This is a genomic window from Sphingomonas sp. BK036, from assembly GCF_004216825.1.
Classification (GTDB): Bacteria; Pseudomonadota; Alphaproteobacteria; order Sphingomonadales; family Sphingomonadaceae; genus Sphingomonas.
Genome location: NZ_SGXR01000003.1, coordinates 833921 through 846061 on the forward strand (window position 1 = coordinate 833921; position 12141 = coordinate 846061).

General features: G+C 67.2%; 11 protein-coding genes. 3 read left to right on the plus strand and 8 right to left on the minus strand.

From position 1 onward, the window contains the following. Nucleotides 1-161 precede the first annotated feature (161 nt). The 6 genes from EV283_RS03960 to EV283_RS03985 all read right to left on the minus strand — a co-directional run bounded on the left by EV283_RS03960 (nt 162) and on the right by EV283_RS03985 (nt 5704). The gene (locus EV283_RS03960; RefSeq protein ID WP_055873595.1) at nt 162-416 is read right to left on the minus strand and encodes an ATP synthase F1 subunit epsilon; all 255 of its coding nucleotides are present in this window, start codon (nt 414-416) and stop codon (nt 162-164) included. Between the two features lie 126 nt (nt 417-542). Continuing rightward, nucleotides 543-2027: a F0F1 ATP synthase subunit beta gene (gene atpD / locus EV283_RS03965; RefSeq protein WP_056411996.1), complete on the minus strand. Its 1485-nt coding sequence runs from the start codon at nt 2025-2027 to the stop codon at nt 543-545. Nucleotides 2028-2031: 4 nt separating this feature from the next. Beyond that, the gene (locus EV283_RS03970) at nt 2032-2625 is read right to left on the minus strand and encodes a hypothetical protein (protein WP_130322824.1); all 594 of its coding nucleotides are present in this window, start codon (nt 2623-2625) and stop codon (nt 2032-2034) included. After that, nucleotides 2622-3515, minus strand: coding sequence for a F0F1 ATP synthase subunit gamma (locus EV283_RS03975; RefSeq protein WP_055873603.1), 894 nt, complete (start codon nt 3513-3515; stop codon nt 2622-2624). Before EV283_RS03975 ends, EV283_RS03970 begins: the two co-directional genes overlap by 4 nt. Nucleotides 3516-3615: 100 nt before the next feature. Continuing rightward, on the minus strand, nt 3616-5145 hold the full coding sequence (gene atpA / locus EV283_RS03980) for a F0F1 ATP synthase subunit alpha (protein WP_031441855.1): 1530 nt from the start codon (nt 5143-5145) through the stop codon (nt 3616-3618). A gap of 4 nt (nt 5146-5149) precedes the next feature. Continuing rightward, nucleotides 5150-5704 carry a F0F1 ATP synthase subunit delta gene (locus EV283_RS03985; RefSeq protein WP_055873610.1) on the minus strand — a complete coding sequence of 185 codons (555 nt, stop codon included), beginning with the start codon at nt 5702-5704 and terminating at the stop codon, nt 5150-5152. A 328-nt stretch (nt 5705-6032) separates the two neighbouring features. Here EV283_RS03985 and EV283_RS03990 point away from each other — a divergent pair, with 328 nt between their 5' ends. Then, entirely contained in the window at nt 6033-6710 is a 678-nt protein-coding gene (locus EV283_RS03990; protein WP_130322826.1) for a dienelactone hydrolase family protein, read from the plus strand. A gap of 176 nt (nt 6711-6886) precedes the next feature. Here the strand turns inward: EV283_RS03990 and EV283_RS03995 are convergent, their stop codons facing one another. After that, nucleotides 6887-7732 carry an oxidoreductase gene (locus EV283_RS03995; RefSeq protein ID WP_130322828.1) on the minus strand — a complete coding sequence of 282 codons (846 nt, stop codon included), beginning with the start codon at nt 7730-7732 and terminating at the stop codon, nt 6887-6889. 115 nt (nt 7733-7847) lie between these two features. On the opposite strand from EV283_RS03995, the gene ada reads away from it, so the two are divergent. Further along, complete coding sequence (ada, locus tag EV283_RS04000) at nt 7848-8900, plus strand: bifunctional DNA-binding transcriptional regulator/O6-methylguanine-DNA methyltransferase Ada (protein ID WP_130322830.1); 1053 nt, start codon at nt 7848-7850, stop codon at nt 8898-8900. On the opposite strand, the gene EV283_RS04005 is transcribed toward ada, so the two are convergent. Next, nucleotides 8876-10393 (minus strand): trypsin-like peptidase domain-containing protein, encoded by a 1518-nt coding sequence (locus EV283_RS04005; protein WP_130322832.1) that lies wholly within the window; start codon nt 10391-10393, stop codon nt 8876-8878. The two genes, ada and EV283_RS04005, sit on opposite strands and share 25 nt — an antisense overlap. A gap of 135 nt (nt 10394-10528) precedes the next feature. Here EV283_RS04005 and EV283_RS04010 point away from each other — a divergent pair, with 135 nt between their 5' ends. After that, the gene (locus EV283_RS04010; RefSeq protein WP_055873623.1) at nt 10529-12064 is read left to right on the plus strand and encodes a CpaF family protein; all 1536 of its coding nucleotides are present in this window, start codon (nt 10529-10531) and stop codon (nt 12062-12064) included. Nucleotides 12065-12141: the final 77 nt, after the last annotated feature.

Genomic DNA, 12141 nt, shown 5'->3' on the forward strand with positions numbered 1-12141 from the left:
GGCTAGGTAGAGGTAATGGAGCGGGGTGCGCATCATCGGCCTCCCCCACTTGGACCCCGGCCTTCGCCGGGGTGGTGGAGACAGAAGATTTGTTCACCCGCGAAGGCGGGTGCCCAGACTGGGTCCCCGCTTTCGCGGGGAAACACTCTTTTTAGGTAAGCTTACTCGCCCGCGTGCTCGGCGAGCACGGTCAGGCCCTTGGCGCTGACCTCGGCGAAACCACCGCGGATCGCGATCGTCTCGGGGGTGCCGTTCTGCGTGCGGTACACCTGCACGCCGCCGTCGCGGACCGTCGACATGAACGGCGCGTGGCCCTCCAATACGCCGAAATCGCCTTCGGTGCCGGGGACGACGACCATGTAGACCTCCTCCGAGCGGACGAGCTTTTCTGGCGTGACGAGTTCGAAATGCAGCATCTTGTTCGCCTTCTCCCTCTCCCCGTCGGGGAGAGGGTCGGGGTGAGGGGCAGTACCGGGCGGGAGCGCTCGTGGCGGCCCCTCACCCCAGCCCCCTCCCCGGAGGGGAGAGGGAGCTAGAAGCGCTTAGGCTTCCGCGGCCATCTTTTCGGCCTTGGCGACGGCTTCGTCGATGCCGCCGACCATGTAGAACGCGCTCTCGGGCAGGTGATCATACTCGCCCTCGACGACCGCCTTGAACGAGCGAACCGTGTCCTCGAGCTGGACGAACTTGCCGCTGATGCCGGTGAAGACCTCGGCGACGTGGAACGGCTGGCTCAGGAACTTCTGGATCTTCCGCGCGCGCTGCACGGTGAGCTTATCTTCTTCCGAAAGCTCGTCCATGCCGAGAATCGCGATGATGTCCTGCAGCGACTTGTACTTCTGCAAGGTCGACTGGACCGCACGCGCGGTGTCGTAATGCTCCTGGCCGACGACGCGAGGCTCGAGCAGACGCGAGGTCGAGTCGAGCGGATCGACTGCCGGGTAGATGCCCAGCTCCGAGATCGCACGGTTGAGGTTGGTCGTCGCATCGAGATGCGCGAACGACGTCGCAGGCGCCGGATCGGTAAGATCGTCGGCCGGCACGTACACGGCCTGCACCGAGGTGATCGACCCCTTGTTGGTCGAGGTGATGCGCTCCTGCAGCGCGCCCATGTCGGTCGACAGCGTCGGCTGGTAGCCCACGGCCGACGGAATGCGGCCGAGCAGTGCCGACACCTCTGCGCCCGCCTGCGTGAAGCGGAAGATGTTGTCGACGAAGAACAGCACGTCCTGGCCTTCGACGTCGCGGAAATATTCGGCGATCGTCAGACCCGACAGAGCGACGCGGGCGCGTGCGCCTGGCGGCTCGTTCATCTGGCCGAATACGAGCGCGACCTTCGAGCCTTCCGACTGCGGATTGCCGTCGGCATCCTTGGCGATGACGCCTGCGTCGAGGAACTCGTGGTACAGATCGTTACCCTCGCGGGTACGCTCGCCGACGCCCGCGAACACCGAGGTGCCGCCGTGGCCCTTGGCGATGTTGTTGATCAGCTCCTGGATCAGCACGGTCTTGCCGACGCCGGCGCCGCCGAACAGGCCGATCTTGCCGCCCTTTGCATAGGGTGCGAGCAGATCGATGACCTTGATGCCCGTGACCAGGATCGCGCTCTCGGTCGACTGGTCGACGAACAGCGGTGCCGAGGCATGGATCGGTGCGGTCGTCTCTGCGCCGACGGGGCCACGCTCGTCGATCGGCTCGCCGATGACGTTGAGGATGCGGCCGAGCGTCTTCGGGCCGACGGGCACGCGGATCTGCGAGCCGGTGTCAGTGACGGTCTGGCCGCGGGTCAGACCCTCGGTGGCGTCCATCGCGATCGTGCGCACGGTGTTCTCGCCGAGATGCTGGGCGACCTCGAGCACGAGCCGGTTGCCGTTATTGTCGGTTTCGAGCGCCGACAGAATGGCGGGCAGGTTGTCGGGGAAATGCACGTCGACGACGGCACCGATGACCTGCGAGATGCGGCCGGTGTTGTTCGTAGCCTTCGAGCTGCCCTCGGTCGGGCGGATGTCTTCAGCGGCGGTTGCCATCACACTATCCTTGGGTCTTGTTGTTGGCCGGGCTGGTAGCCGGAGAACGGGTAAAAGTCACGTCCACGCGCGCCGGCGTGGTGTTGGTAGCAGGGACGATCGCGACCGTGGCGGGCGCCGCATCGAGCGGTTGCCCGAGGCGGATCGCGCGCAACAGGTCAGGCGACGCCTTGATCTTGAAGCGGCCCAGACACTCGCCGACGGTCTGCGCGAGCCGCATCCGTGCGGTGGTCGCGTCGACCGGGTCGGTCAGCGACAACGCATAGGTCACGGTGTCGATCGACTCGGCGCTCCTGCCGGCGACGACGACGGAGGTCGTGTTCGGCGCCTTGGCGTTCGAGTTCGAGAACATCCGCGGCTGGCCGGTGGCGGTGAAGCCCTCGCCCTTTGCCGCATAGCCGCCCAGCGCGAAGCCGGCCTGGTTGATCGCGCCGATCGTCTCCTGCGGGGCGGCGAACAGCCGATCCCAGCCCGACAGGCTTGCGACCGACGCGGCCTGCGCCGCCTCCTGCTCGCGCACCGTCGGTGCCGGCTTGCCGCAGCTCACCAACAACGCAGTGCCCACGAACAGGGACGTCAGGGCGACGACGAACTTCATTTAAGTGCTTCGGCACCCGAGATGATCTCGACCAGCTCGGTCGTGATCGCGGCCTGACGCGTGCGGTTATACTGGATCGACAGACGCGTGATCATGTCGCCGGCATTGCGCGTGGCGTTGTCCATCGCGTTCATGCGGCTGCCCTGCTCCGACGCTGCGTTTTCGAGCAGCGCGCGGAAGATCTGGATCGCGACGTTACGCGGCAGCAGGTCGGCGAGGATCGCTTCCTCGTCGGGCTCGTATTCGGTGACAGCCTCGGCTGGTGCGTTGGGCTTGGCCTCGGCACCGGGGATCGTCGAAATCGGCACGGGGACGATCTGGATGCCGGTCGGCACCTGGACCAGCGCCGACACGAACTTCGCGTAGAACAGATGCGCCACATCGAACTGACCCTCGCCGAAGCGCTTGATCAGGTCTTCGGAGATCTCCTGCGCGTCGCTGAACGCAAGTTTCTTGATCTGGCTCATCTCGTGATCGGCGAGGATGTCGTTCGGGAAGAAGCGCTTGATCACGCGCCCCTTCTTGCCGGCGACATAGAATTTCACGGTCTTGCCGGCCGCGATCAGCTCCTCGGCCTTGCGACGTGCCGCACGGACGATGTTGGTATTGAACGCACCCGCCAAGCCACGCTCCGACGTCGCGATGACGATCAGGTGGACCTGGTCCTTGCCGGTCCCGGCCAGCAGCGGCGATGCGCCCGGCGCGATGCCGACTCGCCCCGCGAGGCTCGCCATCACCGCTTCGAGCCGCTCTGCATAGGGCCGGCCGGCGACCGCCGCGTCCTGCGCCCGGCGCAGTTTCGCGGCGGCGACCATCTTCATCGCCTTGGTGATCTTCTGCGTCGACTTCACCGAGCCGATGCGGATCTTGAGGGCTTTCAACGACGCCATTTAGTTTCCTACCTCGTCATCCCAGCGAACGCTGGGATCTCGTGCCACAAGCCGCTCGCTCGCGGCCTGAGACCCCAGCTTTCGCTGGGGTGACGGCGTTTTATGCAAACGTCTTGGCGAACGCTTCGAGCGCTGCCTTCAGCTTGTCCTTCGCCTCGTTACCCAGATCGCGGGTATCGCGGATCAGCTTCAGCACATCGGCGTGGTTCGCGCGCATGTCGGCCAGCAGCGCCTGCTCGTAGCGGGTCACGTCGGCGACGGGCACCTTGTCGAGATAGCCGCTGGTGCCAGCGAAGATCGACACGGTCTGCTCTTCGAACGGCAGCGGCGAGAACTGCGCCTGCTTGAGCAGCTCGGTCAGACGCGCACCGCGGTTGAGCAGCTTCTGCGTCGACGCATCGAGATCCGACCCGAACTGCGCGAACGCCGCCATCTCGCGATACTGCGCGAGCTCGAGCTTGATCGAGCCCGACACCTTCTTCATCGCCTTGGTCTGCGCGGCCGAGCCGACGCGGCTGACCGAGAGACCGACGTTGATCGCCGGGCGCACGCCCGAGAAGAACAGGTCGGTTTCGAGGAAGATCTGGCCGTCGGTGATCGAGATCACGTTGGTCGGGATGTACGCCGAAACGTCGCCCGCCTGCGTCTCGATGATCGGCAGCGCGGTCAGCGAGCCGCCGCCATTCGCGTCCGACATCTTGGCCGCACGCTCGAGCAGACGGCTGTGGAGATAGAACACGTCGCCGGGATACGCTTCACGGCCCGGAGGACGACGCAGCAGCAGCGACATCTGGCGGTAGGCGACGGCCTGCTTCGACAGATCGTCGTAGCAGATCAGCGCGTGCATGCCGCGATCGCGGAAATACTCGCCCATCGCGACGCCGGTGTAGGGCGCGAGATACTGGAGCGGTGCGGGGTCCGACGCGGTGGCGGCAACGACGATGGAATATTCCATCGCGCCATTCTCTTCGAGCGTCTTGACGAGCTGCGCCACGGTCGAGCGCTTCTGGCCGATCGCGACATAGACGCAGTACAGCTTCTTCGACTCGTCGTCGCCCGCGTTCGCGGTCTTCTGGTTGATGAACGCGTCGATCGCGACGGCCGACTTGCCGGTCTGGCGATCGCCGATGATCAGCTCGCGCTGGCCACGGCCGACGGGGACGAGCGCGTCGATCGCCTTGAGGCCGGTCTGGACCGGCTCGCTGACCGACTGGCGCGGGATGATGCCCGGCGCCTTCACTTCGACGCGGCTGCGCTCGGTCGTGTGGATCGGGCCCTTGCCGTCGATCGGGTTGCCGAGGCCGTCGACCACGCGGCCGAGCAGCTCCTTGCCGATCGGCACGTCGACGATCGTGCCGGTGCGCTTGACGATGTCGCCTTCCTTGATCTCCGAGTCCGACCCGAAGATCACGACGCCGACGTTATCGGCCTCGAGGTTGAGCGCCATGCCCTGCACGCCGTTCGAGAATTCGACCATCTCGCCGGCCTGGACGTTGTCGAGGCCGAAGATGCGCGCGATGCCGTCGCCGACGCTCAGCACCTGGCCGGTCTCGCTGACCTGGGCCTCGGTGCCGAAATTGGCGATCTGATCCTTGATGATCTTCGAGATTTCTGCGGCGCGGATATCCATTAGCTTAGCCCTTCATCGCGTGCGCGAGAGTGTTGAGACGCGTCTTGATCGACGAATCGATCATCTGGCTGCCGACGCGGACGACGAGTCCACCCAGCAACGATGGGTCGACGCTGAGGTCGACGGAAACTTCACGGCCGACGCGCTGGCGGAGCTGATGCTTCAGCTCGATCACCTGTTCGTCGGTCAGCGGGTGCGCGGAGGTCACCTCGGCGGCGATCTCGCCGCGATGCTGCGCAGCAAGCGCGCGGAACGCCTTGATGATCTTTGGCAGCGCACCCAGCCGGTGGTTCTCGGCGAGCACGCCGAGGAAGCTCTTGGTGGTCGCATCGACGCCGAGTTCGTCGGCGACCGCGGAGACCGCCTTCACCGCCGCGCCGCGCGACACCATCGGGCTGATCGTCAGAGCACGGAAGTCCTCCGACTGCGCCAGTGCGTCACGCACGCGCGACAGGCTCGACTCGACTGCGTCGATCGTCTTCGCGTCACGTGCGAGTTCGAACAGGGCCAGCGCATAACGCCCGCCTAAGCTCGCCTGAATACCGCCGGATGTCTCCACGGACCTGTCAATCCTCGCCTGAAACCGAAAATGTTGCTGTCCCATGGGGGAAGAGGGCGCGAAAGCACCTCTCATGGGACGCGGCGCGGGTAGCATCGGGTTCCGGGATTGGCAACCCGGCGGGAGGGTCGGGGCGGTCGGTTTGTGACTGTTTTGTCATTGGCAGAGGGTTGGAAGGCGCCACCTCACCCCATTCGTCATCCCCGCGCAGGCGGGGATCCAGAGCCTCGGACCCGGCGCTTTCATCGCACGGCCTGCCACTATGGGTTCCCGCCTCCGCGGGAATGACGATAGTGGTCGGAACAGGATCACACGACGAGGAATCAGAATGACCGGCACGATGGAAACGATGACCATGTCCGACGGCGCGACCGTTGCGGTCTATCACGCGCACCCGGCAGGGGAACGCCGCGGCGGGCTCGTGCTGGTCCAGGAGATCTTCGGCGTCACCGACCACATCCGCGACCTGTGCGACGACTACGCCGCCGACGGCTATGAAGTGCTCGCCCCCGCGCTGTTCGACCGCGAGCATCCCGGGTTCGAGGCGGACTATTCGGGCGACGGCCTCGCGCGCGGGATCGAACTCGCGCGGCAGCTTCACCCGTTCGATCTGTCGCTGAAGGACGTACAGACCTGCATCGACACGCTCGCCCCGGCGGGCCCGGTGTTCGTGGTCGGCTATTGCTATGGCGGGTCGGTCGCGTGGTTCGCGTCGACCAAGCTCACCGGCGTGGCGGCGGCGAGCGGCTATTACGGCAGCATGATCCCCGCCGCGGCGGACGAGGAGCCGAAGGTGCCGGTGATCCTCCACTTCGGTCGCCACGATCACGGTATCCCGATGGAGGGCGTCGAGCAGGTCATCGCCAAGGACTGGCCCAACGCGACGGTGTATGTCTACGAGGCCGGCCACGGGTTCAATTCGGACCGGCGCAAGGATTATCACGAGCCGAGCGCAGACCTCGCCAAGCAGCGCACGCTAGACCTGTTCCGCGCAAACGGGGGCTGATCCCCCTCCTACCACCCCGGCGAAGGCCGGGGTGGGGCAAATGGTGTCGGCGGTTTTGTCGGATAGGAGGGTCGCCCCTTCCCCGTTCCCCCGCGAAAGCGGGGGTCCAGGAATCCAGCAGCGCCCCGCCCGTGATTCCTGGATCCCCGCCTTCGCGGGGAAACAGGAGTTTCACGTCACGCCGCAGGAAAATCCGCGCCTAGGCTGGCCGCCTTGTGCGCCTCGATCTCCTTCAGCCGTTCCGCCAGCTTCGCCGTCACGTGATCATACCCCCACGCGCCCAGCACCAGATGCCGCGGCGGGTTCGCGTCCTTGGTCAGCGCGATCATCGCCTCGCCCGCGCGCACGGGGTCGCCCGCCTGCGTGCCGCTGCCCTCGCGCGTGCCGTCGAGCCGCTTGCCCGCGGTGTCGGCATAGTCGGCGATCGCGACCGGCGTCTGCTTGAGCGAACGCCCGGCCCAATCGGTGCGGAACGGCCCCGGCTCGACGCACGTGACCTCGATCCCGAGCGGCTTCACCTCGGCGAGCAACGCATCCGACCAGCCCTCGACCGCATGCTTCGACGCGGCATAATAGCCCGAGCCCGGGAACCCGATCTGCCCCGCGACCGACGTGATGTTGATCACATGCCCGCTCTTCTGCGCGCGCATGATCGGCAGCACGGCCCGCGTAAGCGCGAACAGGCCGAACACGTTGGCATCGAACTGCGCGCGGATCTCGGACTCCTCGCCCTCCTCGACCGACGCCTGATAGCCATAGCCCGCATTGTTCACGAGCACGTCGATCCGCCCGAACTTGGCCTTGGCCTGCGCGACCGCCGCGTCGATCTGCGCCTGATCGGTCACGTCGAGCGACACCGCGAGCGCGCGATCCGCCGCACCGTCCGCCAGATCGGCGACGCGGTCGGCGTCACGCGCGGTGACGACCGCGCGCCAGCCGCGCGCGAGCACGAGCTTGGCGAGTTCGCGACCGAACCCGGTCGAGCAGCCGGAGATGAACCAGACGGGCGTGTCGGAGGCCATGGTGCAAGTCTTTCATATTGGGGGACTTGCTCAGAACGACCGGCCCGGCATTTGGCTCCGGCTTTGACCGCAAGCCACGGGATGCACGGCGCGCGCGGCGCGCTATAACCGTCGCATGACCACCGCCCCTGCCCTCGATGACGACACCGCGTGGCGCGCGTTCGCGGCGCGTGATCGCGCGTGGGATGGCCGGTTCCTCGTCGGCGTGAAGACCACCGGCATCTACTGCAAGCCGAGCTGCCCCGCGCGTCACCCCAAGCGCGAGAACGTCACCTTCCACCCCGACCCGGCCAGCGCGCGCGCCGCCGGTTTCCGCGCGTGCCTGCGCTGCACCCCGGACACGGTCGGCCGCGACCGGATCGCCGTCGCCGCCGCCATCGCGCTGCTCGAAGCCGCCGAGGACCGGCTCTCGCTCGACGCGGTCGCGGCCAAAGTCGGCTACGCGCCGCACCATTTCCACCGCCTGTTCAAGCGTGCCACCGGCGTCACCCCTGCCGCCTATGCGCGCGCGCTGCGCACCGGCCGCGCGGCCGACGCCCTATCGGAGGATTCGACCGTGACCGAAGCGATCTACGACGCCGGCTATTCCGCCCCGAGCCGCTTCTACGAGACAGATGCCAAACGGCTCGGCATGGCGCCCAGCGCGTGGGCGCACGGCGGCGAGGGCGTTACGATCCGCTGGACGGTCGCCAATACGAGTCTCGGCGCGCTGTTCGTCGCGGCCACCGACAAGGGGCTGTGCCGCGTGTCGTTCGACGAGGATGCCGACGAGCTCCGTCGCCGATTCCCGAACGCGACGGTCGAGCCGGGCGATGCCGCGCTGGCCGAGCTGGCCGCGCACGTCGTCGCCGCCGTCGAATCGCCCGACCGCGACCAGGACCTGCCGCTCGACGTCCGCGGCACCGCGTTCCAGGAGGCGATCTGGCAGGCGCTGCGCACCATCCCGATCGGCGAGACGCGCACCTATAGCGAACTCGCCGCGCTCGCCGGCCGGCCCGCCGCGGTGCGCGCCGCCGGCACCGCTTGCGGCCAGAACCCGGTGTCGATCGTCATCCCCTGCCACCGCGCGCAACGGATCGGCGGCGCGCTCGGCGGCTATGCGTACGGGCTCGACCGCAAACGCGCGCTGCTCGCGACCGAAGCTCAGCGCGCCGATTTGCAGGAATAGACGAGCTTCTCGTTGGGCAGCGGCGGCAGCACCGCGCGGATCGCCGCCTGCTGGCTGGTCAGCTTGGCGAGCGCGGTGTCGTCCATCCCGCACACGTTCGGTACGACCCCGCGCGCGGTCCGCGCCGCCGCCATCCCCGCCGCCGACATCAGATAGCGCGTGTTCGAATAGATCCGCGTCGCCGGATCGAACGACAGCACCGACACGGTCTGCTCGGCATCGGGCACCAGCACGCGGTCGAAGCGGCCGCCCCCGCCAAGGTTCCGCGCGCCGACATATTGCGTCTTGCCGTTCATGCAGCCCTTGGCGCCCCATTCGATCGGTACGTCCTCGCTCGACGAGATCGTGATCCGGCTGCGTTCGGGAATCAGCGTGCACATCAGCTTGCCGAGCGCCGCATCGGACGTCGCCAGCCGCGATTTCGGCAGCGCCGACAGCGGCACGTCGACTTCGCCCGACGGCCGCAGCACGAACACGATGATCGCGACGAGAACCGCGACGCCGCCGATCGACACCGCCCAGATCGCCTGCCGCCGCTGTCCGCGCGATTCGAGCAGCCCCGCGCTGCCGATCACCAGCGCGCCCGCGACGAGCAACAGCCCGGCGATCGCCATCACGTTCTCGCGCGTGTGCGCCGCCTCGGTCCGGGCCTTTTCGACCGCGCCCTCGCGCGCCAACGCATCCTGTGCCGCCGCGTCGCGCCTCGCCGACGCCGCATCGGCGGTCGCGCGCGCATCGGCGTCGCTGTCCTGCCGCAGGCGATCCTCGATCGAGGTGCAGCCCGTGCCGATCGACGCATAAGGCTGTTTCGAATCGCGCAGGAAGCCCGCGAGTTCGGTGTCCGCGATCGCGAATCCGAACGTCGAATCGCCCTCCTCGCCGCGCGTGATCGCCGAGTTCACGCCGATCACCCGGCCGCACCGGTCGAGCAGCGGACCGCCCGAATTGCCGCGCGCGATGCTGGCGGTGTGCAGCAGCACCTCGATATCGCTCAGCACGCGGCGGCCGGACAACACGCCCTCAGATCGCACCGGCGTCATCGGCCGGATATAGTCTGCCGCCGACCGCGCGGTCGCCAGATCGACATTGCCGGGGAAGCCGAGCGACACCACGGCGTCGCCCTCGTTCATCGGCCCGGTATAGAGCGCGCTCGGCGGCAGGCGCGCGCCGGTGAACTCGATCAGCGCCAGATCACGCTGCGAATCATAGGCGATCACCTTGCCCTGGTAGGATTTGGTGCCCTCGGTGGGCACGATCCCGACGACGACGTTGTCGGGGTAGCGCTCGGCGAGATCAACGACGTGCGCGTTGGTGACGATCCGGTTGGGCGCGACCGCAAAACCGCTGCCATGGCCGAAGCCGACGACCTGGTCGTCGACCACCGCGATCGTGACGACGCGCACCACGCCGCGCCCGGTGGCGGCGATGTCGTCGGCCGACGCGGAACTGGCCAACCCGAAAGTCAGCGCGAGAAGGAGCAGCAGGCGGATCATGTCCCCGCCTTCGGGGAGTTCGCGGCGGCGATCAACCCTCGGCACCGCCGGGACGACACGCGCCGATCCGGTTTGGTTAGCGAATTATCAAGCCTTGCCCCCTAACCCGTTGGGCAATCATCCAGGGATTTGGGCATGAGCGCATTCGGGCGTCGTAATGGCATCAGCGGGGGGCAAGCGGCCCGGCCAGCATTCGGCGTCGCGCGCCCGATGCAAGGTGGCGGCCCCGCGCCGCGGCCCGAGCCTGAAGGCGGTTCGCAGTTTCCGCCGATCGAGTCGCTGCCGATGCCGGGCGAAACCGACGGCTTCGGGCCCGGCACGATGCCCGGCACGCAGATGGACGCGATGCAGCGCCTGTCCGATCGCCAGAACGCCAGCGGCGAGGCGGGCAACAGCCGAGTCGAGGGCTTCGAACAGTCGATCCACAAGATCAAGGAACAGGTCCTCCCGCGCCTGCTCGAACGCGTCGATCCCGAGGCCGCCGCGACGCTCGGCAAGGACGAGCTGGCGGAGGAATTCCGCCCGATCATCGGCGAAGTGCTCGCTGAGCTGAAGCTGACGCTCAACCGCCGCGAACAGTTCGCGCTTGAAAAGGTGCTGGTCGACGAGCTGCTCGGGCTCGGGCCGCTGGAAGAGCTGCTGGCGGATCCGAACATCACCGACATCATGGTGAACGGCCCCGAACAGACCTATGTCGAGCGCAAGGGCAAGCTTGAGCTCGCGCCGATCCAGTTCCGCGACGAGGAGCATCTGTTCCAGATCGCGCAGCGGATCGTGAACTCGGTCGGCCGCCGGGTCGACCAGACCACGCCGCTCGCCGACGCGCGCCTCAAGGACGGCAGCCGCGTCAACGTGATCGTGCCGCCGCTGAGCTTGCGCGGGACCGCGATCTCGATCCGTAAGTTTTCGGCCAAGCCGATCACGCTCGACATGATGGCCGGGTTCGGCAGCATGAGCCCCAAGATGGCGACCGCGCTGAAGATCGCGGGCGCGTCGCGCTTTAACGTGGTCATCTCGGGCGGTACCGGCTCGGGCAAGACGACGATGCTCAACGCGCTGTCGAAGATGATCGACCCCGGCGAGCGCGTGCTGACGATCGAGGACGCGGCCGAGCTTCGCCTGCAACAGCCGCACTGGCTGCCGCTCGAGACGCGGCCGGCCAATCTGGAGGGCCAGGGCGAAATCTCGATCCGCGATCTCGTCAAGAACGCGCTGCGTATGCGGCCGGACCGGATCATCCTGGGCGAAATTCGTGGCTCCGAGTGTTTCGACATGCTCGCGGCCATGAACACCGGTCACGATGGATCGATGTGTACGCTCCACGCCAACTCCCCGCGCGAGGCGCTCGCGCGTATGGAGAACATGGTGATGATGTCCGACATCAAGGTGCCGAAGGAAGCGATTTCGCGCCAGATCGCCGACTCGGTCGAGCTGATCATCCAGGTGAAGCGCCTGCGCGACGGCTCGCGCCGCGTGACGAACATCACCGAGGTGATCGGCATGGAAGGCCCGGTGATCGTCACGCAGGAGCTGTTCAAGTTCGAATATATGGACGAGTCGGCTGACGGAAAGATCCTGGGCGAATACCGGTCGATGGGGCTTCGGCCCTACACGCTGGAGAAGGCCAAGCAGTTCGGGTTTGACCAGGCGTATCTTGAGGCGTGCCTGTAGGACGTGAAGGCGCGGGCCGCGCGCTCGCCCTGCCGCGCGCTCCGACGACCGCGTTGTACGCCGTGGCTGGGATGCCG

What these genes read in the sequence shown, in the direction of transcription:
- EV283_RS03995 (WP_130322828.1), bottom strand. Translation starts at nt 7,732, where the DNA reads ATGGCCTCCGACACGCCCGTCTGGTTCATCTCCGGCTGCTCGACCGGG.
- EV283_RS03975 (WP_055873603.1), bottom strand. Translation starts at nt 3,515, where the DNA reads ATGGCGTCGTTGAAAGCCCTCAAGATCCGCATCGGCTCGGTGAAGTCG.
- EV283_RS03970 (WP_130322824.1), bottom strand. Translation starts at nt 2,625, where the DNA reads ATGAAGTTCGTCGTCGCCCTGACGTCCCTGTTCGTGGGCACTGCGTTG.
- EV283_RS04005 (WP_130322832.1), bottom strand. Translation starts at nt 10,393, where the DNA reads ATGATCCGCCTGCTGCTCCTTCTCGCGCTGACTTTCGGGTTGGCCAGT.
- ada (WP_130322830.1), top strand. Translation starts at nt 7,848, where the DNA reads ATGACCACCGCCCCTGCCCTCGATGACGACACCGCGTGGCGCGCGTTC.
- EV283_RS03990 (WP_130322826.1), top strand. Translation starts at nt 6,033, where the DNA reads ATGACCGGCACGATGGAAACGATGACCATGTCCGACGGCGCGACCGTT.
- EV283_RS04010 (WP_055873623.1), top strand. Translation starts at nt 10,529, where the DNA reads ATGAGCGCATTCGGGCGTCGTAATGGCATCAGCGGGGGGCAAGCGGCC.
- atpD (WP_056411996.1), bottom strand. Translation starts at nt 2,027, where the DNA reads ATGGCAACCGCCGCTGAAGACATCCGCCCGACCGAGGGCAGCTCGAAG.
- atpA (WP_031441855.1), bottom strand. Translation starts at nt 5,145, where the DNA reads ATGGATATCCGCGCCGCAGAAATCTCGAAGATCATCAAGGATCAGATC.
- EV283_RS03960 (WP_055873595.1), bottom strand. Translation starts at nt 416, where the DNA reads ATGCTGCATTTCGAACTCGTCACGCCAGAAAAGCTCGTCCGCTCGGAG.